The sequence below is a fragment of the Gluconobacter sp. DsW_058 genome (genome assembly GCF_002153615.1).
Lineage (GTDB): Bacteria > Pseudomonadota > Alphaproteobacteria > Acetobacterales > Acetobacteraceae > Gluconobacter > Gluconobacter cerinus.
Window position 1 is genome coordinate 1 of record NZ_JOPH01000057.1, and the last position, 24,838, is coordinate 24,838.

Genomic DNA, 24,838 nt, shown 5'->3' on the forward strand with positions numbered 1-24,838 from the left:
GCTGTCCTACAGATACAAAGTGAATCAGATCTCAGGCAGACCGTATAGGCCTTTTGTCAACGCGACCTAGGCCGCCATCAATGAACAGGCTATGCTCTGGTGTCACCAGAAGGTCTTTGGATGGAACGCCATCTGTAATCGCATTCTTGCAAATGCGAACCGGATAACCCGCGACATCCGAGGCCAGCCCTTGACGGACAATGGCATGCTTCCGACCAACCCAGACGACCGGGCGAACCTGCTCTCCCTCGGGCGTCCAGGCGAGAACTTCAGCGCCGATTTGGACGTCCTGAACGGGCATGTCACCGGTTGTGGTGCGGATCATCGTATCCGCGAGGAAGCAGACTTCTGCTCCCTTATCCAGCGAGATGATTGTCTTGCCATTTCCGTCTGGGGAGAAATGGGCGTGATACTGGGAGTAATCGCCTACAAGCTTGATGGTGTAGGATGCCTTGCCCTGTGTCACGGTCAGGACGTTACCGACGATCTTGGCGGCCGTATTGCCCTTATAATCCAGGGTGCCGATGTCGATCTGGCCACCGGGGACAAGCATCGTATCGGTGATGCTTCCGCCTTGAATGACAAGAGATCCGCCAGACGAAATTGTCGTCCCGCTTGCGATGCCCTTACTTCCGACAACGATGTTGCCTCCAGCATTGACGATCGTGTTGACGGCGCGGCCACCACTCGAAACATTCAGTCTCGCGGCAGCGCCCGAAACAGTCGCACCTGAGGCAACGGCATTCTGGCTGATGTTCTCAACGCCACCCGCCTGAATACGATCACGAACTGTCGTGCCGCCGGTCGCAGCCACTGTGCCGCCAGAGGTCACGGTGTTGGCCGTTGCCGTTCCCGATGTCAGGGTCTGCTTGCCGCCGCTCTGGATCAAGGCATTGAAGCTTGAACCACCAAAGATGAACTGATTGCCGTTGCTTGCAACCGTGTCACTGGCAACGCCGCCGGTGTTGACGGTCTGGCCCGCGCCTTTGGTGGCGATTGTGCCTGTTGCCGTTCCGCCGGAGTAAATGACTTCCTCAGTGTCTGGAACTGTCAGAATGGAGCTAATGGTTCTGCCACCAGGACTTATGATGAGATAGTTATTATTTCCTAAAATATAGATTCCAACTATAGGTGTATTTCTTTAAGTATTTTTAATTTCATAATAGTAATTATAAGGATAAATTTAATAATTAATATAATTTACTATGATGTTTTTTATTAAAAAAGGACGAATTTTCGCCAATATTATTGAGGTTTGGTAATTAAAATCCCGTTACTTTCACGGCGGCATCTCTGAATGGATGAAGAAATGCCGGAAAACTCACGATTAATCAGGCGTTATCGTGCAGTAAAATAGATTTACTGTTGGATAGAGAGATCGAGGCGTATTGGAAGAGTTTGGGGTCGAATTAATTACTTATTAACGAAAAGAATCTTAAGCCTCGTTTCTTAATAAAAAAGCGCTCCTCAGAGCGCTTTTTTATTTTCGGTGGCTGCTGTGTTCGATTGTGGCGCCTCAGGTCTGGGCGGTCGCAGGGCATGTTCGTTGGCTTCCATGAATCTGTCAGCCAGCGCGGTGTACAGTGGGCGAGGACACACCATGCGAGAGACACCAAATGCCAGAAAGGACGTGGCCAGCAGCGCAAGCGTCACCTGCTGGTTGTCACACATCTCCATGACGATGATGGTCGCTGTGAGGGGCGACTGCGCGACGCCACAAAAATAGGCGACTGTACCCAGGAGTACGACTGCGCCGGGCGTGGTGTGGGGCAGAAACTGCTCAACCCAGCCTCCAATCGCAGCACCAATCGCCAGCGATGGCGCAAACATGCCGCCCGGAATGCCTGAGCAATAGGACACCAGCATCGCCAGATATTTCAGGACGAAGAAAGAGGCCGGATAGTGCTCTGTGCCCGAGAAGATGGCGCGAGCCTGCGCATAGCCCGTTCCATAGGTTGTCCCTTTGGAGATCAGGCCAATGATAGCCAGTACAAGCCCACAGGCCGCCGCAAATGCGATTGGGCGCTTCCCGGCGAAACGGCCGACAGGGCCTGGAAGACCACGCGACGCCTTGATGACCAGTGCCGCGAACGTTCCACCTGCCAGTCCGCCGAGGATGCCGCAGGTCAGCACCGCGATCCACGCTGTACCAACCGGGATATCAACGTCGGCATGGCCGAAATAGGTGTAGTTTCCCAACAGCGCGATGGCCGTCACACCGGAGACAACAACGACGGTCAGCGTCCGTCCGGAGGTGCGCTGTTCGAAAGAATGGGAGAGTTCTTCAATCGCAAAGACGATGCCGGCCAGCGGTGTATTGAATGCTGCGGCCATACCAGCCGCGCCACCGGCAAGGATCATGCTGCGCTTTGCGGCAATGTTGGACTGTCCGAGGAGGCGGGAGAAGGCATGCATGATGGATGCCCCAACCTGAACGCTTGGCCCTTCGCGCCCTATAGACGCACCGCAAAGCAGGCCCAGACAGGTTAGAAGAATTTTCCCAACCGAGATCTTGAGCGCCAGAACCCTGTCGACCATCGTGTAATTCTCGATGTGCAGGGTGGCAATTGTCTGCGGAATACCTGAGCCCTGTGCACCTTTGAAAAGGGTTCGGGTCATCCATGTGATGAAAGCGAGACCTGCCGGGGCCACGAACAGCATCGCCCAGGGGTGCCATTCCAGAATCCGCGTTCTCAGATCAGCAGCAGCGTCACCCATGCGGGCGAAAAGCACGGCAACAACACCAATGAGAACGGCGCCGATCCAGTAGATGACAGTGCGCCGCCACTGGGTGGTCGTGGCGCGGGCCGAGCGTCTCAGATGATGGATACGATCCTTACGGCGCAGGGCGTGCTGTGAGGAGACATGTCCCGGAGGTAAGGGCTTGGGAGCAGGGCTTGGAGGAGTGGGCAAGGTATCGGCCAATGGAGGACGTCCAAGAAGGAGTGTCGGGCAAGGGAAGATACGCCCGGTTTAAACCCCGCGCGTTACATGTCCGGTCCTGCCAGCCTTCTTCGCGCCGGGTCAAGAAGTCTGAACCGATCAAGTAGAAAATGAACGCAATAACTCGCAATGTGGCTGCAAGGGTCTCAGCATTCCGGAAAGCTGACGGCCAGACCGCCCAGCGATGTTTCCTTGTAGCGATGGTTCATGTCGGCGCCGGTTTCGCGCATCGTCTGGATCACCTGATCCAGCGAAACATGGTGCACTCCGTCACCGCGCATCGCGAGTGAGGCCGCGTTAATGGCCTTGATGGCTCCAAACGCGTTGCGCTCGATGCAGGGGATCTGGACGAGGCCACCAATCGGGTCGCAGGTCATGCCCAGATGATGCTCCATGCCGATTTCAGCAGCATTTTCAACCTGATCCGGTGTGGCGCCCAACGCTGCGGCAAGCCCGGCTGCGGCCATAGAGCATGCGACGCCCACTTCGCCCTGACAGCCTACTTCTGCACCAGAAATGGAAGCATTGCGCTTGAACAAGGCGCCGATAGCGGTGGCGGTCAAAAGAAAATCCCGCATGCCCTCCCGTGAGGCGCCGGGACAGAAGTCCCTGTAATAGCGCAGGACGGCAGGAATGACGCCGGAGGCACCATTGGTCGGAGCGGTTACAACGCGTCCGCCCGCAGCGTTTTCCTCATTCACGGCGATCGCGAAAAGACTCACCCAATCCATGATTTCATGAGGTGCGCGCTGATTCCAGCGGGTTCCACTTTCCAGCTTGCGGTGAAGAGTGCGTGCGCGGCGTTTGACATGCAGTTTGCCGGGAAGAATGCCGTCTTCTCTTAGTCCCCGGTCGATGCAGTCCATCATCGTATCGAGAATACGATCTATATAGGCAGTGACGTCGTTATCGGCGCGAAGGGTTGTTTCATTGGCCCAGATCAGGCCAGCAATAGTCAGGCCGCTCTTCTGGCAATCATCCAGCAGTTTGCGGCCCGATATGACATCATAAGGAACGGCGACGGGCGGGATGATAGTGGCCTCGGTAGAGTGGTCTTCCGGAACAATAAAACCGCCACCGATTGAGCAGTACCGCTCCTGTAGGAGAGACCTTCCATCACTGTCAAATGCTTCGAACTGGAGCGTGTTCGGATGGACAGGAGGAACGGTTTCGTAATCGAAGACGGTATCGGATACCGGGTCGAAAGGGATGGTTTGGCCCCGGAGTGTCAGATGTTTCGTAGACTGGATTTTTTCGATGACCTGCTTGGCATCATCAGGCGAAATCTGATCCGGGAGCCATCCTTCAAGACCGAGAAGAACGGCTGTGTCTGTTGCATGTCCAACGCCGGTCCATGCCAGGGAGCCATAAAGGGTCACCTGAATTCTGGCGACAGATATGCTTTCTGGAAGGGCCTCGGCAAAGGCGTGTCCGGCCCGCATGGGGCCGACCGTATGGGAAGAAGACGGGCCGAGGCCAATGCGGAACAGGTCGAAAAGACTGATCATGGTCGGAATGTCCGAAGCTGTCAGGACAGGACCAGAACGCCGGAATGCTTGGCCTTGTCAGCAGGTTCTACGTGAATATGGATCGAAGCCCGCCCCAGTTCTTTCCGCAGACCCGCTTCAATACAGTCGCAGATTTCATGCGCGTCATGCACACTCATTTCGCTCGGAACGACGAGGTGGAACTCGACGAAATGTAAGGGGCCCACTTTTCGCAGGCGAAGATCATGCGCTTCGAGAGCGCCCGTTCCGCTTGAGGAGATGACAGCCTTTACGGTTTCCACCGCCTCTGTGCCTGGAATTTCGTCCATAAGACCTGACATGGACAGGCTCATCATCGAGAAGCCAGCCCGCAGAACGTTCAGGGCAACCAGGGCAGACAGAACGGCGTCCAGCCGGTCCCATTTGATGACGGGGATCAGGGACACGCCGATGACCAGCGCAACAGTCGCCCAGACGTCTGACTGAACGTGCTCCCCTGCAGCCAGCAGGGCCTGTGAGGAGTTCTTCCGGCCGAACCCGATGAGAATGCGTGCCCAGACCAGATTGACGACACCGGCGAGTGCATTCAGTGCAACGCCCTGGAAGGGGGCATGAACCGGCGTCGGATGCATCCAGTCATGTACGGCCACGACGAGAATGCCTAGTGCCGTCAGAACAACCAGAACGCCTTCGATCACAGCGGACAGGTATTCTGCTTTGCCGTGGCCATAAGGGTGATTGTCGTCAGCGGGCAGCGCTGCAATGGAGAGTGCCCACAGGGTGCCGAACGCCGCAATGACATTCAGAATGGTTTCAATGGCATCAGACAGCAGCGCATCTGAGCCGGAGACCCAGAATGCCGCGTACTTGATGGCCAGAACCACTAAGCTCACCCCAATGGAAGCGTAGGCAATCTTGATGCGTGTGGACGTCATTGAAGCTCTCAGCAGCAGACCTGTTGAAGATCGCAGGACGCTGGTGGACTTTCGATCTGGAAGGTGGGGTGAGAAATTTTGAACTTGTCACGCAGGAGGATTGTGGCCTGCGTGATGATCTGTTCGGGGCTTTGCTGTGCCGTCTCATCCCGCAGTAGGTGGACCGTAAGAGCTGTTTCTGTCGTGCTCATCGGCCAGATGTGCAGGTGATGCAGTCCACTGACGCCGGGAACGGCCAGAAGGGCGGTTTGAACGTCCGCGGGTACAATTCCGGCAGGAACGCCATCCAGTGACAGCGAGACCGACCCTTTGAGCAGAGACCATGTCGCAACAATGATGGACACAGAGACAATGAGGCTGACGATCGGATCAATGATCTGAAAGCCGGTCCATGTGATCAGGAGTCCCGCAATCACAACGGCAAAGGCCATCATGGCATCAGACGCCATATGCATGAACGCACCGCGAATATTGAGGTCGTTCGAGGCCCCCTTCATGAAAAGGAGGGCAGTAAACGCATTGACCGCAATTCCAACGAGCGCGACCCAACTGACGACCGATCCCTCGACGGGCGCATTGGCGAAAAGACGAACGATGGATTCCCAGATGATCCCACCCGTCACCAGCAGCAGGACCGTCGCATTCACGAAGGCCGCAAGAATGGTGGAACGACGCAGGCCATAGGTGAAACGTGTCGTGGGTGCACGACGGGCCAGGCTTTCCGCCAGCCATGCGGCACCAAGGCCCAGAATGTCCGACAGGTTGTGCCCTGCGTCTGCCAGAAGGGACAGGGAGTGTGCCCAGACACCCCAGAGGGCTTCGGCCACAACATAAATTGTGTTCAGGACGATCCCGATAGCGAACGCACGGCCGAAATTCGCCGGTGCATGCGTATGTGGACGCCCAAAACCAAACCCATGATCGTGCCCGTCACAGCCCTCATGGTCATGATCCTGGTGATCATGAGAGGCATGGTCGTGCCCATCTGCATGAGAATGGTCATGATCGGTGTGGTCATGGCCGTGTGCGCACGTATGGCTGTGATCTGATGTCATGTCCGGGCAAATCTGTGGCTGGGGTCTCGCATCATATAGCATCTCGTTCCATCAACCCAAGCGATGATCTGGCTCGTCCAGAATTGTCAGTGCGCGCATGTTGATAGAGCACGGTTTTTCAACGCTGTGGGTGGACGCGTCGGTTATATTCCGTAACAAAGAGGAGACCTAGCCCTGCAATGTCAGCAGAGGGGGACTTGCAGGGAGAGTGTCCATGAAAGGCACCGTTCTCGGATTTGATGTTCAGACGGGCGAAGGCCTGATCCTGAATGATCAGGACGTCCGGTATGCATTTTCGAAAATGAACTGGCGGGACACTCTGACGCCCATGAAGGGGCAGCGGGTGGATTTCGAGCCCTGGGGCACAATGGCCAACAATGTGTTTCTGGATATTCAGGCCGGGCAGTTTGCGTCTTTGCCCGCTGCGGACATGTCTTTCACTGACGCCGTTCGCAGCTGTTTCCGCCGGGCGACAGACTTTCAGGGCCGCTCCCGCCGAAAGGAGTACTGGTACTTCAGGATTGTCGAAATCTGCTGGACGATCCTGGTCTCCCTGATTTCCGATGATCTCAAACACAGTGGCAGTGTGATTGCAGGACTGCTGAACCTCCTCCTCATCCTGCCCTGCCTCTACATGTTCGTTGTAGATCTCAGCGTCTCTGTCAGGAGGTTGCACGATACCGGTCGGTCAGGCTGGTGGATGCTCCTGTACTTTACGGTGATCGGGATGATTCCGGTGTGGATCATGATGTGCTTCGATACTGACTATCGCATCAACAAGTGGGGATATCCGGCCAAACAGCCCTAACTCCCGCTTGAAACATATCCGGCTACGCCTCTCTGCCAACACAGAACCATCAAACCGAGAAACGCAAAGCCCATCCCTGGAGACAACAGACCAAACCAGATGGGCATGCCCAAAGGGTCAGGATGGTTCAGCATGGCCAGAGCCGGATAGTAACAGACGGCCGATAGCGGGAGCGCCCATGTCAGGAAGCGACGGAGCCAGCGCGCGAACATGGTAAGCGGGTATTGTCCTGCTTCCACACCGCCATAGGTCAGGACGTTCACAACCTCCAGCCCTTCAACCGTTACGAAGCACAGGGCGGCCTGTCCGATCAGAACGCCCAGAAACATGGCGGCTCCACCCGTCACTGCCCAAGGCAAAAGCCAGACTGTCGCCCATGAGACATGTGGCGAGAGCCAGAAACCTGCTCCCATAACGAATGCTCCCTGAAGGAAGCGGCCGATCGGGCGAAGTCGCAGTTCGTGACCAAGAAGCAGGACCAGTGTCGAGCGTGGACGAAGAAGAAGCCGGTCGAATGAGCCTGTCTTGACGTACTCGCCGCCAAAAACCTCAAAACCGCGGCCAAGGGTTTCGGCAATTGCAAAAGATACGTTTACCAGTCCGTATAGAACGGCCACGGCGCCAATATCCCAGCCCGCGATGCTGCCAAACCGCTGGAACAAGCTCCAGATTCCGAAGAAGCTCAGCAGGGTGGTGACGAAATTTCCAATGAGCTGAAGCGCGAATGTTCCGGGATACCGCAGTTGTGCCTTGATCGAGGCTGCTGCCATGCGCCGGTAGAGTGAAAATGCATTCATGCGCCCTGAACCTCCATCCGGGAGATGGTGCGATGCATCCAGAAGCGCCCCACAAGTGTGAGTGCGGCCAGCCAGAAACATTGAATGCCCAAGGCGGTCAGAACGCCGCCCGGGATGGCCATGCCCATGTAAAGCCGAATGGGAATGTCAGAAATTCCGGCAAAAGGCTGGAACAGGAGCAACTCACGCGCCCAGTCCGGATAAAGCGGCAGCGGCAGGAGCATTCCTGAGAGCAGAACAGCCAGTGGTGTGCCGACAGCATACGTTCCGAGAGGCGATAACGTTCGGGCCGTGACGATATTCCACCACATCACGATGCTTGCAGAGATGAAAGCACCAAGGATGAAGGAGCACAGAGCCAGCATTGCGGCCCACAATGAGGCGGGCGGGGCAAGGCTCCAGCCATTCAGCCCAACGAGGGCAGCAAGTGGCCCTGCGACAGCGGCAAGAAGAACTGCGCGCGGGATGGCGTTGCCAAGAAGACGGGCAAGCGAGGCCGAAAGCCACCAGTTCCATAGATCGACGGGGCGCAACAGGTCATAGACAATTGCTCCGCTCTTTGCCGCTTCACCAATAGCGGGGAGGCAGCCAAGAGGAAGCAGAGTGAAGAGGGATTGCTGGATCCAAGTGTACGTCATGGCCTGACGCAGCGTCATGGGGGCATCCACGCCGGGGGCATGATGGTAAACCGCAGCATAGGCCATGAGGGAAATCGCGCCGAACCACATCTGCGCCACAAGCCCCGCCAGTACCGCAAGACGATATCGCAGACCAATTTTCCATTGCAGGACGAAGGACGTCACATAGGGTTTGATGGTCACGATGCGTGGTCCGCGTAGAAGCGTGTAATAATTTCTTCAATCGCCGGGCGCCCGATCCGCAGATCACCCAAGCCCGGCAGTGTCGAAAGATGCGCCACAAGCACAGGCGCGGGCAGGCGTTGCGGATCAAACGTGATCGTCACGCTGCGAGAGCCACGCGCTGTTTCTGTCGCCCCCTCGGGCAGAAGCAGGTCTGGCAGCGGCCCGGTAAAATCTGCTTCCAGAATTCGCTCCGACAGAGTGGTCGCCTGAAGGGCTTCAAACGGGCTATCTGCAAGAATACGACCGTGACCGATGACGATGACCCGGTCTGCCAATGCTTCGATATCATGCATGTCATGCGTGGTCAGAAGCACTGTCGTGCCGCGCTCGCGTCGCAGATCCCGAACAAACGCGCGCACCGCCAGCTTGGACGGGGCATCCAGCCCGATCGTAGGTTCATCCAGAATGATCACATCCGGATCATGGATCAGGGCAGCGGCGATTTCTGCCCGCATGCGCTGGCCGAGAGACAACTGCCGGACGGACTGATCCATGATGCCGTGCAGATCCAGCGCATCTGCCAGACGCTCCCGGTTGCGGAGGAACCTCGCTGGCTCCACGCTGTAAATATCCCGGAGAAGCGCCAGACCTTCCCCAACAGAGAGATCCCACCAGAGCTGCGTGCGCTGGCCAAACACCACGCCGATCCGCGCGACATGTGCGATCCGGTTTTCCCAGGGAATCAGGTTGCCAACGCGGACGGTCCCGGAGGTCGGGCGCAGAATACCCGCCAGAATTTTGATGGCAGTGGATTTCCCAGCGCCGTTCGGCCCGATGAAACCGGCAATCTCGCCTGCGGAGACGGTGAAAGAAATACCGTCCAGAGCCGTGATTTCGCGCGTTTTGCCACGCCAGCTGCCGCCATCACGGACGTGATATGTCTTGCGGAGGTCATGTACCTCAATCGCGGCAGCATTCTTCATGACGGAACAGGGCCTTCTGACGGCACCAGAGTGCCATGACGGAACGGAATAATAGTTCTGCGTGAGCTCTCATATTCAGGCAAGTGGGAGGCCATGGTGACAGAGCGGAATGTCGTCACCACCTATTACCCACGCGCTTCCTGAATGCGGTAAGACGGGAGCAGTATTGTGAACCTTGATCGTCAGGATGATCCAATGGCCGGTAAACGTATTCTCATGCTCGCAGGCGATTTCGTTGAAGATTACGAGATCATGGTGCCATTTCAGATGCTGCTGATGGTGGGACACAAGGTTGATGTGGTGTCACCGGGCAAGAAGGCTGGAGAGCAGGTGGCAACGGCCATCCACGATTTTGAAGGCCATCAGACGTACACTGAAAAGCGCGGTCATAACTTCACGCTGAACGCCACTTATGCAGGCGCAAAAGCGGAAGATTATGACGCACTGGTCATTCCCGGCGGCCGCGCCCCGGAGCAGCTCAGCACCGATGAGAGCGTGCTGGACCTGATCCGCGCTTTTGTCACGGCTGACAAACCGATTGCCGCGGTCTGCCATGGCCCGCAGCTTCTCGCCGCAGCGAATGTCATTTCAGGCCGCAAGGTCTCCGCTTATCCGGCCTGTCGTGCTGAAATGATCCTTGCAGGAGCGGACTATCAGGCCATCGCAATTGACGGTGCAGTGACAGACGGCAAGCTCGTAACAGCGCCAGCGTGGCCAGCACATCCGGCATGGATTGGTCAGTTCCTGAAGGTTCTGGGAACCAAAATCGAAGCCTGAGCCTTTGTTCCATCAGGAGAGCCCATATGTGTGAACTCTATGTCCGTGCCGATCCGATCTTCTATGAAAGCCGCACGCGGTCGCTGCGGATTCATGGGGTCGTAACGACGATCCGGCTGGAAAACATGTTCTGGGACATCCTGACGGAAATCGCAGCGGCAGATGGCATGACCGTCAATCAACTCATCACCAAGCTTTCGGACGAAATTCTCGAACTGCGTGGTGAACTGCCGAATATGGCGTCGTTCCTAAGGGTCAGTTGCCTTCGCTATCTGGACCGGGAACGACGCGTGCCGTCAGGTTCCAGTTCCGCCGCTGGTCAGACTGTTGCTTTGCGTCGTGTTGGATAATCGATACGGCGCAGCAAAGAGGCATTGGCGGAAACGCTCGCAAAATCGTACAGAAGGACCATGACGACTCCTTCTTCCCCACAGAGCCAGAAACCTGGCAGCAATCCATTGTCCTCGCGACGCGCAGAACACGTCATGGAACGTGCCTTCTTCGCAACCCGCTGGATTGCCGCACCGCTTTATTTCGGCCTGACCATCGGGCTGCTGCTGGTGGCCTTCAAGTTCTTCCAGCAGCTTCTGGGTCTTGTTCTCAAGGCAACAGGCCTGGATTTCGATGACGTTTTCGTTGGTGTGCTGGATCTGATCGATCTGGTCCTGCTGGCGAACCTGCTGCTGATCGTCATGTTCTCGGGCTACGAGAACTTTGTTTCCCGTCTCGATATCCGTCAGCACGAAGACTATCCGTCCTGGATTGGTCACGTGACGTTCGGGGATATCAAGATCAAGCTCATGGCGTCCATCGTCGCCATGTCTGCCATCCATGTTCTGGCTGATTTCATTCGTGTGGATGACACCTCCACACGCGCTCTGGAATGGAGCGTCGGGATTCATCTGGCCTTCGTTGTGTCCGGTGTTCTGATGGCCGTCATGGATCGCATCATGGAAGGTTCGCCGGATACGCATCACGCCGATCCGCAGCCTGACGCCGCCCAGCACAAAGAAAAGCACGACGCATGATTCGCCTGACAGAACTGCGCCTGCCGCTGGAGCACTCGGAAGAGGCGCTCCGGGAGGCGGTGCTGACGCGCCTCAATATCCCGTCCGAGGCTCTGAAAAGTTTCAAGATCGCCCGCCGCGGCTACGATGCCCGCAAGCGCGGTCACATCGTTCTGGTGTACAGCATCGACTGTGACGTGACGGACGAGGCGTCTGTCCTTGCGGCCCATGAAGCAGACCAGCATGTTCGCTCCACGCCAGACACAACCTATCATCTTCCCCAAGCCACGTTGCCCGAGGGGATGCCGCGCCCTGTGGTTATCGGGGCAGGGCCTTGCGGAATCATGGCGGCTCTGACGCTCGCACAGGCCGGTCTCAAGCCTATCATCATTGAACGTGGCAAAGAGGTTCGCGCCCGAACGGTTGATACGTTTGCCCTTTGGCGGAAATCCGTTTTGACCCCCGAGAGCAATGTCCAGTTTGGCGAAGGTGGAGCCGGGACGTTCTCTGACGGCAAGCTCTACTCTGGCGTGTCCGACCCTCGCAATCTTGGCCGACGTGTCATTGAAGAGTTTGTTCGGGCCGGTGCGCCGGAAGAGATCCTGTACGTCTCCAAGCCCCATATCGGGACCTTCCGACTGGTCACGATGGTGATGTTCATCCGTGAGGAAATCGAGCGTCTCGGCGGCGAGTACCGGTTTGAGACGCGCGTCGATGGCTTTGACATGGAGGGTGAGGGAACGGAACGCCGTCTGCGAGGCCTACGCCTTTCAACGGGAGAGACCCTGCCTGCCGAGCGCGTTATTCTGGCCGTTGGGCATTCCGCACGCGACACCTTCGAAATGCTCCGTGATGCGAATGTCGCCATGGATGCCAAGCCGTTCTCTATCGGTGTGCGGATCGAACATCCCCAGTCTGTCATTGATACAGCCCGTTTTGGCTCATACGCCGGGAACGACCTGCTCGGTGCCGCTGATTACAAGCTGGTTCATCACGCGTCGAATGGCCGGGCTGTGTATTCGTTCTGCATGTGCCCGGGCGGACAGGTCGTGGCGGCGACGTCTGAGATTGGACAGGTCGTGACCAATGGCATGAGCCAGTATTCCCGTGCCGAACGGAATGCGAATAGTGGAATTGTCGTTGAAGTGACGCCGGAAAAGGACTTTCCGAACGATGTTCTGGCGGGTGTCGAACTTCAGCGGAAATGGGAAAAGGCGGCGTTTGTGGCCGGTGGCGGCGATTACCGTGCTCCTGCACAGCGCGTCGGGGATTTTCTGGCCGGTCGCCCTTCCACAACGCTGGGGGACGTCGTGCCGTCCTACCAGCCGGGTGTGACGCCCACTGATCTGACACTCTGTCTGCCGGATTTTGTTTCGGACGCCATTCGTGAAGCTTTGCCGCGTTTTGAGCGCAAGTTAAAGGGCTTCTCGATGGATGATGCTGTCATGACCGGAGTGGAAACGCGTACGTCTTCCCCGATCCGGCTTCAGCGAGACCGTGATGGCCAGAGCCCAACATTGCGTGGGCTTTTCCCAGCGGGAGAAGGGGCAGGATATGCTGGCGGTATTCTGTCCGCCGGCATAGATGGAATCCGTACCGCCGAGTGGCTGGCAGCCTCTCTTTAAGAGGCTGCTTCTTCGTCGCCTTCCATGGTTTCACCCGGAAGGTGCTTCGGCTGAAGCAGGGCGATGCCGGCCGTGACGGCACTGGACCCGACCACGAAGGCTTCCGCAGTGAGCGGGAGTGTAATCGGGGTCCGGCCAATTCCCGGGATCAGCCATCCGGCAATACCCTGCCCGATAGATCCTAGGGCATAACCCAGCCCCATTCCGAAGCTACGTGTCTCGGAAGGGAAGCATTTCGCCAGATAATGCGGCACGAGGGCGAAGATACCGGATGCCGCAGCGCCCATAACGAAGGCTGCCGTCAGCAGCATGCTCCAGGACGGAGCGCTCAGGAACGGCCAGATTGTCAGAACAACAATCGCGATCGCCCCCAGCATGACCTTCAGGTCGCCCCATCGTTCTGCAAGCCAGCCACACAGGATTTTTCCAGCGAACGATCCGATGCAGTAGAGGGTAATGGGAATGAAGATGTCCTGCGGTGTCAGGTGATGGCTGCCACGCAGGATCGTGGGGTAAAATGTGTAAATGGCCGCTTTCTGAAATTCCAGAAATGCCATGAAGGCAATTGCCTGTATGGCCGCTCCGTTCAGGCGGAATTTTACCTTGGGAAGAGGCTGTGTCGGCGTTTTGGCCTGACCGGCCGCGCGGTCTGCCCGGTTCCGCAGCCAGACCGGGCTTTCCTTGACCCCGAGACGAATGAAAATCGCCAGAAGAGCAGGCGCCAATCCGATGAAGAACAGCACGCGCCAGCCATAATGCGGCAGGATCAGAGCCTGCGCACCGGCTGCTGCAAAATATCCGACTTCATAACCTGACATCATGAGCGCAGACGCCATCGGGCGTGTCCAGGCGGGAACACTTTCCATCAGGAGGGCTGCAGAGGCGGTCCATTCGCCACCAAAACCGATTCCGAACAGGAATTGGACTATGCCCAGCATCAGAAGACTGTGGGACAGGCCCGTCATGGCAGAAAAGACACCGAACCAGACCACGCCGAGCATAAAGGCCAGACGACGGCCGTAACGGTCCGCGAGCCAGCCCCAGCTTGTGTTGCCGATGGCGCGTCCAAGGGACTGGGCCGTCAGAACCATTCCCAGTGTGCCGATGGTGCAGCTGAAATCATGAGCGATGTCCGGCAGTGTGAACATCAGGGATGTCTGGTCAAAAGCGTCCAGAAACCATCCCAGAAAGGACGCGAACGTCACCTGCCAGAAAGGTAGCAAAGCCTTGAGAGAGTTGCGGGAAGACGTGTTCGGGGCGGAGCGAGCGAGAGCATCCGTCATCAACAATGTCCTGACAGGCAGATTGAACCTGCGCGCTTGAAGGAAGTGGCACGGAAAATCCGCTTGAGCAGAATCGGTAGCAGAATTGTCCTGATTGAGCGAACGAAGAATTTCACTCTTGGTTCCACAGCCATTTTGTTGCGCCCCCACGGGAAAGTGAGCGGGAAATGGGAGTTGTTAAGGGAAAATTAGCCTTCTCCCGTCATTCTGTCGCACATATGGAACAGGAGATGTTCGAAATTGGATGATGCAGGACGGGATGTCAGTTTTGCGGACGCAGCCTCATTTGGCCCCGGAGTGACTGGCGCTGTGACCAGAGACCGGAGAGATGATCCTGTGAGGTCCGAGACGAATATTTCTCCGACGAGTGCCACGATGTTCGCCACCACCCTGCGCAGTCGCCGGGCGCGGCAGAAAAGTGCACTGCCGCCTTTGAGGTGGCTGCCTCGGATGGGGGCTGGCCGAGCGGGAATGGAAAAGCTGATTGGTGCTCAGGTGGACATGAGTCAGCTCTGGTTGGCTATTCCCCGACGGACCGTTCGGAGAAGTCGTCGCAAGCCGCTGGAGCAGCAGCAGAGAGAGTTTGATCTGGAGCTCCTGCAGGTTGCATGTACGCAGGCCGCGAACTGGCCAGATGGTATGCGGCTCATGGTTTCACTTGAAGACGATCAGGCGCCTGACACCGCTTTCAATGGTCGCTTGAACAGTGTTCTGGATCAGAGTGGGTTCCCGATTTCACGTCTGGATCTGGTTTTCCAGGAAAGCGGGATTGCTCAGGAGGAGCGCGAAGTCTGTTACACGCTGGCATCTCTCCGGGACCGTGGCGTTCAGATCTTCACGAACGGGTTTGGCTCCTCGGTCTCCAGTCTGACTTTGCTGAGAGAACGCGCCATCAGCGGCCTGCTGGATGGCGTGCAGTTTGATCTCGCAGTTCTGTCTGCATCTACGCTGTCCTGGAGTTTGCAGGGGAGTGTGCCAGAACTCGATGAAGGTGCAGTTGTTTTCTATCGTGCTGCTCTTGAAGCCGTCAAAGCGCTGGGCTTGTGCATTCGTGCCACGGGTGTGGACACGCCAAAGCAACTGGAATTCGTTCAGAAAACCGGTTGCTCTGAGGCGTCTGGCCTTATTTTGGCGGGTGCTGAAACGACCGCTCAGATTACCGAGCGGTTCGCCAGTGTAGACGGTCGGTCAAGACGACGACGTATGACCCGGACAGCCGAAGGGCTGTAGCCAGCATAACCGGCAGCTCTCTACAAACATGAAAGAGCTGCCGGTCATGCCTTCAGATCTTGCATTGGTACTGGAACAGGCGCTCTGGATCCACGCGAAGCAGGTTAGCAAGCATGGGGAGGACTTGTGTCAGGGCATCCTCAATCGCTTCAAGCGACTGTCCCGTCTGGTCTGCAATATACTTGAGATGCTTCTCACCCATGAGCGTTTCGACTTCCTTGGGGGTGAGCGGGTTGGTTTCCGTGTTGTGAATTTCGCTCACACGGGTGGCAAGGTGACAGTCGTCACGCATCAGACGGATTGTCACTTCCGTCAAGCCAGACCTGTCCATGCTTGCATTGCTGAGCCAGTCCCCGAAGCGGACGAACAGCGAGGTGGATTTCTGGCCTTTGGTCTCAGTCGTGGTTGTCATGACCCGTACTCCTCATCAAGGGAGAAACTGGCCGCATCCGGTGGGACTTGGCCCTGTCATAACAACGTTTGAGGAAGGCGTGTGTAGCATGGGGCGGAAACACCTTTGCGTGATGTTTCCGCCCTTCCGCATCAGTCTAACGGGCCACTTTCTACCAGCACAATTTCTGCGTCTTCCAGGGCAGTCATGACGATGGTTTCCACATCCGTCAGAGCTGCCCCGTCCCGCGTTGCAACGGTGCGACCCTCGATTTCCAGACTTCCTGTTGCGGGTACGAGATAGGAAAAGTTCTCCCGGCTCGTTTCGAAAGTCAGGGTCTCGCCCGCTTTTAGGGTTGCCCCCAGAACGCGTCCCTTGGCGCGGATCGGCAGAGCGTCATCCTCTGGAAAGCCGGACGCAAGAGTTACAAACCTTCCGCTGCGGGCGTCCTTAGGAAAAGGACGGGTGCCCCAGCTGGGCGTGCCACCTGGTTCATTGGGGATGATCCAGATCTGGAAGAGGGTGGTGTCTTCGGTTTCCTTATTGAACTCGGCATGGACGATGCCGCTGCCGGCAGACATGACCTGAACGTCACCAGCTTCCGTACGGCCTTTGTTGCCAAGGCTGTCTTCGTGAGAAATGGCTCCGGTGCGAACATAGGTGATGATTTCCATGTCCTTGTGCGGATGAGCGCCGAAGCCTGTCCCACCTTCGATTTTATCATCGTTCCAGACGCGCAGACGGCCCCAGTGCATGCGGTGCCGATCCGTGTAGCCAGCGAAAGAGAAATGATGCCGGGCGTCCAGCCATCCATGGTTGGCGTGGCCAAGCGAGGAGAAGGGTCTGATATCGAGCATTGGTCGCTCCTCAGTAAAGGTTATGGCCTTCAAGATGGGCGCGATGTGGCGTAAAGAAAATGGAATTGATGGAAATATAAAGTTTCCATAAAGCGCATCTTAGAGAGGCTGTATGCTCCCTGATCTGGAAGGCTGGGCTGTTTTTGCCCGTGTCGCTGAAAGCGGCTCGTTCGCCTCTGCAGCACGCACTCTTGGGCTGTCCCCGCCTACAGTGTCCAAGGTGATTGCGCGTCTGGAGCATCGCCTGAAAACGACTCTCTTTCAGCGGAGTGCGCGTCATCTTTCCCTGACATCGGCCGGAGTGGCGTGCCTGGAACGCGCTCGGCGGATGTTGGCTGATGGCGAAGGATTGGAAGCAGAACTGCGGGAAGGCTCAGTCAGCCCGAGAGGAACGATCCGCCTGGCGGCCCCTATGGGGTTCGGGCTGGATATTCTCGGGCCTGTTCTGCCGGAATTTATGGACCGGTATCCGGATATTTCCATGGAGATTGATCTGGATGACCGGACCGTCGATCTGCTGAGTGGCCGGTTCGAAGCAGCCGTCCGCATTACACCGGGAGATCTCGCCCCCGTAACCAACGGAGGGGCTCATCTTCTTTGTCGTTCCGTGATGCGGCTGGTCTGTTCGCCACAAATGAAGGAGAGACTCGGGACGATCGAAAAGCCGGAAGATCTTTCAGGCAATGCAGGGTTGCTCTACGCGAATTCCGATCTGCCAGACCTTCTTCGCCTTACGCATGAGAACGGCCAGCAGGCCTCTGTTCGTCTGCGAAGCAGGATGATGGTGAATAGTGGGGACATGCTTTTGCCCGCGCTCCGAAATGGCTCAGGCCTAGCGCTTCTGCCAGATTTCATGCTGCGGAGGGATCTGGATGCGGGGCGATTGGTTGAGGTTCTGCCCAGGTGGCGGGGCAGTGTTCTGTCGGTCTGGTTCATGGTCGTGGGGTGTGGTGCCACCCGGATGCAGATGCCTGCGCGGCTCCGTGTTCTGCTGGCCTATCTGGAGCAGGCCCTTGGCGGAAAGATTTCACAGGATTACAGTGCCGCGCAGGAGAAAACGCGATGAATTATGATGCGATGTTCCAGTCCGCCCTGGACGGTCTGCGCGCCGATGGCAGCTACCGTTACTTTGCGGAACTTGAGCGCCGGTCCGGCAATTTCCCGAAAGCCTATCATCATGGGCTCGGTCGTGACGTCACAGTGTGGTGTTCCAACGATTATCTCGGCATGGGGCAACACCCGGAAGTCCTCAAGGCGATGCATGATGCCCTTGATGAGACGGGCGCTGGCGCAGGTGGAACGCGCAACATTTCCGGCACGAACCACTATCATGTGGAACTGGAAAAAGAGCTGGCTTCCCTTCACGGGAAAGAAAGCGCCCTGCTTTTCAACTCGGGCTATCTGTCCAACTGGGTAACGCTCGGCACTATTGCGGGCCGTCTGCGGAACTGTGTGGTTCTGTCTGATGAACTGAACCATGCCTCCATGATTGAGGGGATCCGTCATTCCCGCGCTGAAAAGCAGATTTTCCGTCACAACGATGTGGAAGATCTGGAGCGTCGCCTGAAGGAACTTCCAGCAGACGTCCCCAAGATCATCGCGTTTGAGTCCGTCTATTCCATGGATGGCGATATCGCCCCGATCGAAGCGTTCTGTGATCTGGCCGACAAATACGGCGCCATGACTTACCTTGATGAAGTTCATGCCGTGGGCATGTATGGCGATCACGGCGCAGGCGTTGCTGAGAAGCTGGGCTTGTCACATCGTCTGACGGTGATCGAAGGGACGCTCGGCAAGGGTTATGGCGTCGTGGGTGGCTATATTGCTGCCTCTGCACCGCTTTGCGATTTCGTGCGCTCTTTCGGTTCAGGCTTCATTTTCTCCACGGCTCTGCCGCCGATGATTGCTGCGGGTGCGCTGGCCAGCGTCCGTTATCTCAAGCGCAGCAGCGCAGAACGTGAAGGACAGCAGCGCGCTGTTGCCTATCTGCGGGCCGCTCTGGACAAGGCAGGCATTCCGCATGTCGGCAATCCGAGCCATATCGTACCCGTCATGGTGGGCGAGGCTGAGCTATGTCGGGATCTCTCCGATGAGTTGCTGAACCGCTTCGGGCATTATATCCAGCCTATTAACTTCCCGACCGTTCCGCGCGGAACGGAGCGTCTGCGTCTGACGCCGACGCCGCTTCATACGAACGAAGCAATTGATGAACTGGTTGAAGCACTCTCCACGCTTTGGCGCGAACGTCAGCTCAAGCGCTCTGAGGCTGCCTGAAGTCAGGTAGGCCAGCGTTCTGAATTCTGGAAAAGGCAGCCGGGTCACTGGCTGCCTTTTTTGATTCCGAGCTGGTCAGGCGTGCACGTAGACCCACGCATTTTTGCCTGAGCGCAGTGTAACTTGCACCCTTTTGTAGCTGGACACTTCGTAAGCATCCGCAGCGAGAAGCTCAGCTTCAGTGATGCAGAAGACTTGCCCTGTGATTTCGTCCTGTGGATTGTCACTCGGGCGAATAACAGGATGAAAGCGTTTGCCGCTGGCCTTGATGACAGCGGCGTCTGTGATTTCCATCATCGACGCCTGATAGCCCGTCATCGCATCCTCTTCGCCATGCAGCAGGCGACCGAATGAGGACAGCTGAACCTCGGGTTGCTGGAGTGTTCCGTAAGAAAACAGGTAAACTGGCATCTGGTCAGGCATGAGTAGCTCCGTGAGATAAAGCGCAGGAACGTCAGATCTTACGGTAGCCTTGCCAAAGCGCTGTGACAGGGTGCCCGTCGTCCTGTGGAGTCAGATGGATATAAAGCCCGTCAATCTGTTCCAGAGGCAGGCAGTCATCCACTTCCATGAAGTTGTCGCGGTGGCGATGGTCATAGCCCGGTAATAGGGTCTTTTTGGCCTTTGCCTTGGCATCCTCTGCCGATGTGGCGACGAGGAAGGTAAAAGCGTGCTCTTCCTTCAACTCACCGGCCGCATATCCACCCATATTGATGAAATAGAGCGATTGGGAGCCTGTAGGCTTTTCAGGACTGAGTGTGACGGCGTGCCCGTCCGCCCATGTGATGATGCCGTAGGCATCGACGTGCAGGGAATTCCGAACCCCAAACCAGCGTTCTGCAAGTGATGGATAAGCATCTTCCGGCTTGTTCGCGATAGCAAACTGAACATCATGAACTTCGATGTTCGCGCCGGGTGCTGCGCCACCGAGATAGAAAACATACAGGTTCAAGAGCGTGTCTCCTCAAAACGTAAAGCAGGTCATAGCTGTTTCCTCCGCTCACTTCACGGTGAAACGCATTGACAGGATGAAGCCGATGCGATGAGTGTGGCCCCTACCAGGGGGAGCTTCGCCAAAAGAAGCTGAGAGGTCACTGAAGGACTGTAAGGTCTGCGGTGTGACGACCCTGCCGGGTGCATCCTGCATCCGGGAAACCTGATCCGGTTAGAACCGGCGGAGGGAATGGTGTTGAGACACAACGAAACTGGCTTTGCCAGTGGTGCGTGCTGTTGCTCCCTCTGCCTCAGAGGGGGCGAACATGGGTGACATTCCACAAAACCTGAACCAGAGACCAGCTGTAGGCCATGTGACGACAGGCCCGATTCAGGGTTCCTGTAAGAAATGGTCCGAAGCGCCGGGACGCCCGGATATTCTGGTTCCATATCGCGAAATTGCGCTGCATCCGTCAGCGAATGAAGCGCCTGTCAGAGTTTATGACACGTCTGGTCCTTATACAGACACGTCTGTCACGATTGATGTGACGAAGGGCCTCTCGGCTCCACGTGCAGAATGGCTTACCAAGCGGGGTTTCGAGCGAGTTGCAGCGCGGGCCGTGAAGCCGGAAGACAACGGCTTCGCAAGTGAGGCGCAAGCTGTTCCGGCGTGTCCGGCACCGCACGAAGTCTATTCGGGTGAGGGCGCACAGCACGTCACGCAGTATGAATACGCAAGGGCCGGGATCATCACGGAAGAGATGATCTATATTGCTCATCGCGAAAACGTCTGCCGTGCTGAAATGGCTGAGGGAGCGGAAGAGCGCCGGGCAGATGGCGAGGATTTCGGTGCGGAAATTCCAGCGTTCATCACGCCAGAATTCGTGCGCGAAGAAGTGGCGCGGGGGCGGGCTGTCATTCCCGCCAATATCAACCATCCGGAACTTGAGCCGGTTATTATTGGCCGCAACTTCCTTGTGAAGGTGAACGCCAATATCGGCAATTCGGCTGTGACGTCTTCTGCGGCCGAAGAGGTGGAAAAACTGGTCTGGTCCATCCGCTGGGGCGCGGACACGGTGATGGATCTCTCTACAGGGCGGAACATTCACAACATCCGTGACTGGATCATGCGGAACTCTCCAGTGCCGATCGGCACGGTGCCGCTGTATCAGGCGCTGGAGAAGGTGAATGGTGTTCCTGAGAAGCTGACGTGGGAAATCTTCCGCGACACGCTGATCGAACAGGCCGAGCAGGGCGTGGATTATTTCACAATTCATGCTGGTGTCCGCCTTCAGCACATCCCGCTGACAGCAAAGCGTACCACGGGAATTGTCTCCCGTGGTGGCTCCATCATGGCATCCTGGTGTCTGGCGCATCACCGCGAGAGCTTTCTCTACGAACACTTCGAAGAGATCTGCGACATCATGCGCCGGTATGACATCACCTTTTCACTGGGGGATGGGCTGCGTCCTGGGTCGATTGCCGACGCGAATGATGCGGCGCAGTTTGCTGAACTGACGACGTTGGGCGAACTGACGAAGGTGGCTTGGGCAAAGGGCTGTCAGGTCATGATTGAAGGGCCAGGTCACGTGCCGATGCACAAGATCAAGGTCAACATGACCAAGCAGCTTAAGGAATGTGGCGAAGCGCCGTTCTATACGCTTGGCCCGCTAACGACCGACATTGCGCCGGGCTATGATCACATCACGTCGGGTATCGGGGCGGCCATGATTGGCTGGTTCGGGACGGCGATGCTTTGCTACGTGACACCGAAGGAGCATCTGGGTCTGCCGGACCGCTCAGACGTGAAGACGGGTGTCATAACCTACCGGATTGCGGCTCATGCTGCTGATCTGGCAAAGGGGCATCCAGCAGCTCAGTTGCGGGATGATGCCCTGTCCCGCGCACGGTTCGAGTTCCGGTGGGAAGATCAGTTCAATCTGGCGCTGGACCCGGATACGGCACGCAGCTTCCACGACGAAACGCTTCCAAAAGAGGCTCACAAGACGGCGCATTTCTGTTCGATGTGCGGCCCGAAGTTCTGCTCCATGAAGATCAGCCACGACATTCGCCGAGAGGCAGAACGTCAGGATGGGATGGCGCAGATGAGTGAAGTCTTTCAGGAACATGGTGCAAAACTTTATGTTCCGGAAAATGAAGTAGAAACGATTGCGGAATAACACCTGACGCGGAATGATTGAGGGTGATGGCCTTGCGTCCATAGGCCATCACCCTCATCATAGAGTGATGCCGCTTAAGGAAGACCTTCTCCCATTCCGGAAAACCCGCAAAGTCACGAAACTGGCGACCCGGCTGGGCAATTCGGCTTCAAACTGCGTTCTGCATGTCATGGTCAATGATCGCGCCGGTTTGGTCCGTGAAAGCGCGGCTTTCGTCGGTCTTCTTGAGAAGGTGTGGAAAGCCCGTGGCGTTGAAGCTGATCAGGTCTGGGCAGAGCTGAACGAAAGAATCCGCCTTGCGGAAGAACTTCGTGCTAATGGCATCCGTCCGCGTAAAGGCGGCCACTATCGTTCCACCAAATTGCCCTGAGCCATGCCCTCTCTTCCAGATCTGTCTCATATTTCGCCGGATGACCTGAGCCGGCTGGATATCGGCGTGCTGATCGTGATTGGTCTGTCTGCTCTTTGGGGACTGACACGCGGTTTTACCACAGAGCTTTCCGGGCTTGTCGCGTGGGCTTCGGCCGTCATTCTCACCTATCGGTTCCATGCTGCCCTGGTTCCATGGATTTCTCCTTATCTGCATGAGAGCTGGCTGGCGGAGAGCGCAAGCGCGGCAGTCCTGTTCATCGTCATCCTGCTGACGCTGACGACGATCGCCGGGCGTGTCGGCGCAGCTGTGAGGGGCACTCTTTTTGGTGGCGTAGACCGCATACTGGGCGCTATTTTCGGCATTCTGCGCGGATATGTGATGCTGATCGCACTTTATCTGCTGGCAGGGTCTTTTTTCGGGTCCTGGACCTCCTACCTGATGCAGGGAAGCTTCACCGGGCCATATATTGAGGCCGGAGCATCCCGACTTGCCGGTTATCTGCCACATTCATTGCAACCACATCTTGCATCGCCGCCCACAAGCGGTCATGACGCGTCGTTGTGAACCCAGTCCGGAAAGGCCGAACTGCATGACTGCCTCCGATACTCTCAACCGTCCTTACGAGGAATGTGGCGTTTTCGGCGTCTGGGGCGTGCCTGATGCGTCTGCCCTGACCGCTCTAGGACTCCATGCGCTTCAGCATCGTGGTCAGGAAGCTGCCGGAATCGTCAGTTTCGATAACGAACGGTTCCATCAGCACAAAGGTCTGGGGCTGGTCGGTGATGTCTTCGGAGACAGCCGTGTCATGGCGACGCTACCTGGAAGTGTTGCCATCGGTCATAACCGATACGCCACCACAGGCGGAACGCATGTCCGGAATGTGCAGCCGCTGTATGCGGATTACGAGTTTGGTGGTCTGGCCGTTGCCCATAACGGAAATCTGACCAACTCTGCCACACTGAAGCAGGCGCTGGTAAAGCGCGGATGTATCTTCCATTCCTCCACGGATACGGAAGTCTTCATCCATCTCATCGCCATTTCCCTCTACACCACGGTGCTCGATCGCTTCATTGATGCCGTCAAGCAGGTGAAGGGAGCTTACTCCCTCATTACCCTGACGCCCGATGATGGCCTGATCGGCATGCGTGATCCACTGGGCGTTCGTCCGCTGGTTCTGGGTCGGATGCCGGGTTACGAAGATTCGAACGGTGGCTGGGTTCTTTCCAGTGAGACCTGTGCGCTCGACATCATTGGCGCAGAATACGTTCGTGACATCGAGCCCGGCGAAATCGTAGTGATAAACTCTGAGGGGCTTCGGTCCCTTCGCCCGTTTGGCGATCAGGGTGGGCGCTTCTGCGTTTTTGAATACATCTACTTTGCACGGCCTGATTCAGTGCTTGAAGGCCAGCCTGTCTATGAAGCCCGCAAGCGCATCGGTGCAGAGCTGGCACGCGAGACGGCAGTCGAAGCAGACGTTGTCGTTCCAGTGCCGGACTCCGGCGTTCCGTCTGCTATCGGATATGCGGCTGAGAGCGGTATCCCGTTTGAGCTGGGTATCATTCGCAATCATTACGTCGGCCGGACATTCATTGAGCCAACGGATCAGATCCGAAATCTTGGCGTGAAGATGAAGCATTCCGCCAATCGTCCGGTTCTGGCTGGGCGTCGGGTCGTTCTGGTCGATGATTCGATTGTACGGGGAACGACGTCTCGCAAGATTGTGGATATGGTGCGCGCGGCCGGTGCGACGGAAGTGCATATGCGCATTACGTCCCCACCAACGCGCCACCCTTGCTTCTATGGCATTGATACGCCCGAAGAGAGCAAGCTGATGGCAGCAACGCATACGATGGAAGAAATGGCTGCTGTTATCGGTGTGGATAGCCTCGCCTTCATCAGCTTTGATGGCCTCTATCGGGCGCTGGGTCATGAAAGTCGTACGGATGGCGCAGGTCGCTACTGCGATGCCTGCTTCACGGGTGATTATCCGATCACGCTCGTGGACAAAGAAGGCAATCTGGTTTCCTGAGTGATATTCGCTCTATTGCGGCCATATAAAAAAAGCGCCTGCTCTCATGAGGGAGCAGGCGCTTTTTT

At 56.9% G+C, this 24,838-nt stretch carries 25 protein-coding genes and 1 riboswitch; of the genes, 12 read left to right on the top strand and 13 right to left on the bottom strand.

Annotated elements, in window-relative coordinates; all coding sequences use genetic code 11:
• Window positions 1-31: 31 nt before the first annotated feature.
• From HK24_RS09940 to HK24_RS09960, 5 genes are all read right to left on the bottom strand, one after another.
• Window positions 32-889, bottom strand: coding sequence for a Hint domain-containing protein (locus HK24_RS09940; protein WP_086634355.1), 858 nt, complete (start codon window positions 887-889; stop codon window positions 32-34).
• A gap of 578 nt (window positions 890-1,467) precedes the next feature.
• Window positions 1,468-2,718 carry a chloride channel protein gene (locus tag HK24_RS09945; protein WP_369826534.1) on the bottom strand — a complete coding sequence of 417 codons (1,251 nt, stop codon included), beginning with the start codon at window positions 2,716-2,718 and terminating at the stop codon, window positions 1,468-1,470.
• A gap of 371 nt (window positions 2,719-3,089) precedes the next feature.
• Window positions 3,090-4,451: an L-serine ammonia-lyase gene (locus HK24_RS09950; protein ID WP_086634357.1), complete on the bottom strand. Its 1,362-nt coding sequence runs from the start codon at window positions 4,449-4,451 to the stop codon at window positions 3,090-3,092.
• 20 nt (window positions 4,452-4,471) lie between these two features.
• Complete coding sequence (locus HK24_RS09955) at window positions 4,472-5,365, bottom strand: cation diffusion facilitator family transporter (RefSeq protein WP_086634358.1); 894 nt, start codon at window positions 5,363-5,365, stop codon at window positions 4,472-4,474.
• Window positions 5,366-5,373: 8 nt separating this feature from the next.
• Window positions 5,374-6,420 carry a cation diffusion facilitator family transporter gene (locus HK24_RS09960; RefSeq protein ID WP_086634359.1) on the bottom strand — a complete coding sequence of 349 codons (1,047 nt, stop codon included), beginning with the start codon at window positions 6,418-6,420 and terminating at the stop codon, window positions 5,374-5,376.
• A gap of 214 nt (window positions 6,421-6,634) precedes the next feature.
• Here HK24_RS09960 and HK24_RS09965 point away from each other — a divergent pair, with 214 nt between their 5' ends.
• Window positions 6,635-7,228, top strand: coding sequence for a DUF805 domain-containing protein (locus HK24_RS09965; protein WP_086634360.1), 594 nt, complete (start codon window positions 6,635-6,637; stop codon window positions 7,226-7,228).
• Here the strand turns inward: HK24_RS09965 and HK24_RS09970 are convergent.
• Genes HK24_RS09970 through HK24_RS09980 form a run of 3 tightly spaced genes read right to left on the bottom strand, consistent with a single transcriptional unit; the run spans window position 7,225 to window position 9,811 of the window.
• Entirely contained in the window at window positions 7,225-8,025 is an 801-nt protein-coding gene (locus tag HK24_RS09970; RefSeq protein WP_086634361.1) for an ABC transporter permease, read from the bottom strand. The two genes, HK24_RS09965 and HK24_RS09970, sit on opposite strands and share 4 nt — an antisense overlap.
• The gene (locus HK24_RS09975) at window positions 8,022-8,846 is read right to left on the bottom strand and encodes an ABC-2 family transporter protein (protein WP_086634362.1); all 825 of its coding nucleotides are present in this window, start codon (window positions 8,844-8,846) and stop codon (window positions 8,022-8,024) included. Before HK24_RS09975 ends, HK24_RS09970 begins: the two co-directional genes overlap by 4 nt.
• Window positions 8,843-9,811, bottom strand: coding sequence for an ATP-binding cassette domain-containing protein (locus tag HK24_RS09980; RefSeq protein ID WP_086634363.1), 969 nt, complete (start codon window positions 9,809-9,811; stop codon window positions 8,843-8,845). Before HK24_RS09980 ends, HK24_RS09975 begins: the two co-directional genes overlap by 4 nt.
• 195 nt (window positions 9,812-10,006) lie before the next feature.
• On the opposite strand from HK24_RS09980, the gene HK24_RS09985 reads away from it, so the two are divergent.
• From HK24_RS09985 to HK24_RS10000, 4 genes are read left to right on the top strand one after another with little or no spacing between them, the layout of a single operon-like run.
• Window positions 10,007-10,588, top strand: coding sequence for a DJ-1/PfpI family protein (locus HK24_RS09985; RefSeq protein WP_064273810.1), 582 nt, complete (start codon window positions 10,007-10,009; stop codon window positions 10,586-10,588).
• Window positions 10,589-10,614: 26 nt separating this feature from the next.
• Window positions 10,615-10,938, top strand: a complete 324-nt coding sequence (locus HK24_RS09990) for a ribbon-helix-helix domain-containing protein (RefSeq protein WP_086634364.1) — start codon at window positions 10,615-10,617, stop codon at window positions 10,936-10,938.
• 60 nt (window positions 10,939-10,998) lie between these two features.
• Entirely contained in the window at window positions 10,999-11,616 is a 618-nt protein-coding gene (locus HK24_RS09995; RefSeq protein ID WP_086634365.1) for a TIGR00645 family protein, read from the top strand.
• A complete protein-coding gene (locus tag HK24_RS10000; RefSeq protein ID WP_086634366.1) occupies window positions 11,613-13,220 on the top strand; it encodes an NAD(P)/FAD-dependent oxidoreductase in 1,608 nt (535 codons plus the stop codon). The genes HK24_RS09995 and HK24_RS10000 overlap by 4 nt, the downstream gene beginning before the upstream one ends.
• Here the strand turns inward: HK24_RS10000 and HK24_RS10005 are convergent.
• A complete protein-coding gene (locus HK24_RS10005) occupies window positions 13,217-14,503 on the bottom strand; it encodes an MFS transporter (protein WP_046899984.1) in 1,287 nt (428 codons plus the stop codon). The two genes, HK24_RS10000 and HK24_RS10005, sit on opposite strands and share 4 nt — an antisense overlap.
• A 336-nt stretch (window positions 14,504-14,839) precedes the next feature.
• On the opposite strand from HK24_RS10005, the gene HK24_RS10010 reads away from it, so the two are divergent.
• The gene (locus HK24_RS10010) at window positions 14,840-15,733 is read left to right on the top strand and encodes an EAL domain-containing protein (protein WP_233126225.1); all 894 of its coding nucleotides are present in this window, start codon (window positions 14,840-14,842) and stop codon (window positions 15,731-15,733) included.
• A 52-nt stretch (window positions 15,734-15,785) separates the two neighbouring features.
• On the opposite strand, the gene HK24_RS10015 is transcribed toward HK24_RS10010, so the two are convergent.
• Together HK24_RS10015 and HK24_RS10020 are read right to left on the bottom strand one after the other, a co-directional pair.
• Window positions 15,786-16,145, bottom strand: coding sequence for a YidB family protein (locus HK24_RS10015; protein WP_086634368.1), 360 nt, complete (start codon window positions 16,143-16,145; stop codon window positions 15,786-15,788).
• Window positions 16,146-16,276: 131 nt separating this feature from the next.
• Window positions 16,277-16,981 (bottom strand): pirin family protein, encoded by a 705-nt coding sequence (locus HK24_RS10020; protein ID WP_086634369.1) that lies wholly within the window; start codon window positions 16,979-16,981, stop codon window positions 16,277-16,279.
• 112 nt (window positions 16,982-17,093) lie between these two features.
• Here HK24_RS10020 and HK24_RS10025 point away from each other — a divergent pair, with 112 nt between their 5' ends.
• On the top strand, window positions 17,094-18,047 hold the full coding sequence (locus HK24_RS10025) for a LysR family transcriptional regulator (RefSeq protein WP_086634370.1): 954 nt from the start codon (window positions 17,094-17,096) through the stop codon (window positions 18,045-18,047).
• Window positions 18,044-19,255 carry a 5-aminolevulinate synthase gene (gene hemA, locus HK24_RS10030; RefSeq protein ID WP_046899979.1) on the top strand — a complete coding sequence of 404 codons (1,212 nt, stop codon included), beginning with the start codon at window positions 18,044-18,046 and terminating at the stop codon, window positions 19,253-19,255. Before HK24_RS10025 ends, hemA begins: the two co-directional genes overlap by 4 nt.
• Window positions 19,256-19,330: 75 nt before the next feature.
• Here the strand turns inward: hemA and HK24_RS10035 are convergent, their stop codons facing one another.
• Both HK24_RS10035 and HK24_RS10040 read right to left on the bottom strand, forming a co-directional pair.
• Window positions 19,331-19,678, bottom strand: coding sequence for a gamma-glutamylcyclotransferase family protein (locus HK24_RS10035; RefSeq protein ID WP_233126226.1), 348 nt, complete (start codon window positions 19,676-19,678; stop codon window positions 19,331-19,333).
• A gap of 31 nt (window positions 19,679-19,709) precedes the next feature.
• A complete protein-coding gene (locus tag HK24_RS10040; RefSeq protein ID WP_086634371.1) occupies window positions 19,710-20,207 on the bottom strand; it encodes a DUF1543 domain-containing protein in 498 nt (165 codons plus the stop codon).
• A gap of 99 nt (window positions 20,208-20,306) precedes the next feature.
• Window positions 20,307-20,456, top strand: a riboswitch (TPP riboswitch).
• Between the two features lie 58 nt (window positions 20,457-20,514).
• On the opposite strand from HK24_RS10040, the gene thiC reads away from it, so the two are divergent.
• Genes thiC through purF form a run of 4 tightly spaced genes read left to right on the top strand, consistent with a single transcriptional unit; the run spans window position 20,515 to window position 24,770 of the window.
• Window positions 20,515-22,368 carry a phosphomethylpyrimidine synthase ThiC gene (gene thiC / locus HK24_RS10045; protein WP_233126227.1) on the top strand — a complete coding sequence of 618 codons (1,854 nt, stop codon included), beginning with the start codon at window positions 20,515-20,517 and terminating at the stop codon, window positions 22,366-22,368.
• A 13-nt stretch (window positions 22,369-22,381) separates the two neighbouring features.
• Window positions 22,382-22,738, top strand: a complete 357-nt coding sequence (locus HK24_RS10050) for a hypothetical protein (protein WP_086634373.1) — start codon at window positions 22,382-22,384, stop codon at window positions 22,736-22,738.
• A 3-nt stretch (window positions 22,739-22,741) separates the two neighbouring features.
• Window positions 22,742-23,305, top strand: coding sequence for a CvpA family protein (locus HK24_RS10055; protein ID WP_086634374.1), 564 nt, complete (start codon window positions 22,742-22,744; stop codon window positions 23,303-23,305).
• A gap of 25 nt (window positions 23,306-23,330) precedes the next feature.
• Window positions 23,331-24,770: an amidophosphoribosyltransferase gene (gene purF, locus HK24_RS10060; RefSeq protein WP_046899973.1), complete on the top strand. Its 1,440-nt coding sequence runs from the start codon at window positions 23,331-23,333 to the stop codon at window positions 24,768-24,770.
• Window positions 24,771-24,838: the final 68 nt, after the last annotated feature.

Excerpts from the sequence above, each read along its gene's own strand:
- HK24_RS09970 (WP_086634361.1), bottom strand. The coding sequence starts at position 8,025 with ATGAATGCATTTTCACTCTACCGGCGCATGGCAGCAGCCTCGATCAAG.
- HK24_RS09965 (WP_086634360.1), top strand. The coding sequence starts at position 6,635 with ATGAAAGGCACCGTTCTCGGATTTGATGTTCAGACGGGCGAAGGCCTG.
- HK24_RS10035 (WP_233126226.1), bottom strand. The coding sequence starts at position 19,678 with ATGCCTGACCAGATGCCAGTTTACCTGTTTTCTTACGGAACACTCCAG.
- HK24_RS09990 (WP_086634364.1), top strand. The coding sequence starts at position 10,615 with ATGTGTGAACTCTATGTCCGTGCCGATCCGATCTTCTATGAAAGCCGC.
- HK24_RS10015 (WP_086634368.1), bottom strand. The coding sequence starts at position 16,145 with ATGACAACCACGACTGAGACCAAAGGCCAGAAATCCACCTCGCTGTTC.
- HK24_RS09950 (WP_086634357.1), bottom strand. The coding sequence starts at position 4,451 with ATGATCAGTCTTTTCGACCTGTTCCGCATTGGCCTCGGCCCGTCTTCT.
- HK24_RS09955 (WP_086634358.1), bottom strand. The coding sequence starts at position 5,365 with ATGACGTCCACACGCATCAAGATTGCCTACGCTTCCATTGGGGTGAGC.
- HK24_RS09985 (WP_064273810.1), top strand. The coding sequence starts at position 10,007 with ATGGCCGGTAAACGTATTCTCATGCTCGCAGGCGATTTCGTTGAAGAT.
- HK24_RS09995 (WP_086634365.1), top strand. The coding sequence starts at position 10,999 with ATGACGACTCCTTCTTCCCCACAGAGCCAGAAACCTGGCAGCAATCCA.
- HK24_RS10050 (WP_086634373.1), top strand. The coding sequence starts at position 22,382 with ATGATTGAGGGTGATGGCCTTGCGTCCATAGGCCATCACCCTCATCAT.
- thiC (WP_233126227.1), top strand. The coding sequence starts at position 20,515 with ATGGGTGACATTCCACAAAACCTGAACCAGAGACCAGCTGTAGGCCAT.
- HK24_RS10055 (WP_086634374.1), top strand. The coding sequence starts at position 22,742 with ATGCCCTCTCTTCCAGATCTGTCTCATATTTCGCCGGATGACCTGAGC.
- HK24_RS09945 (WP_369826534.1), bottom strand. The coding sequence starts at position 2,718 with ATGGGTGACGCTGCTGCTGATCTGAGAACGCGGATTCTGGAATGGCAC.
- hemA (WP_046899979.1), top strand. The coding sequence starts at position 18,044 with ATGAATTATGATGCGATGTTCCAGTCCGCCCTGGACGGTCTGCGCGCC.
- HK24_RS10020 (WP_086634369.1), bottom strand. The coding sequence starts at position 16,981 with ATGCTCGATATCAGACCCTTCTCCTCGCTTGGCCACGCCAACCATGGA.
- HK24_RS09960 (WP_086634359.1), bottom strand. The coding sequence starts at position 6,420 with ATGACATCAGATCACAGCCATACGTGCGCACACGGCCATGACCACACC.
- HK24_RS10005 (WP_046899984.1), bottom strand. The coding sequence starts at position 14,503 with ATGACGGATGCTCTCGCTCGCTCCGCCCCGAACACGTCTTCCCGCAAC.
- purF (WP_046899973.1), top strand. The coding sequence starts at position 23,331 with ATGACTGCCTCCGATACTCTCAACCGTCCTTACGAGGAATGTGGCGTT.
- HK24_RS10025 (WP_086634370.1), top strand. The coding sequence starts at position 17,094 with ATGCTCCCTGATCTGGAAGGCTGGGCTGTTTTTGCCCGTGTCGCTGAA.
- HK24_RS09980 (WP_086634363.1), bottom strand. The coding sequence starts at position 9,811 with ATGAAGAATGCTGCCGCGATTGAGGTACATGACCTCCGCAAGACATAT.
- HK24_RS10000 (WP_086634366.1), top strand. The coding sequence starts at position 11,613 with ATGATTCGCCTGACAGAACTGCGCCTGCCGCTGGAGCACTCGGAAGAG.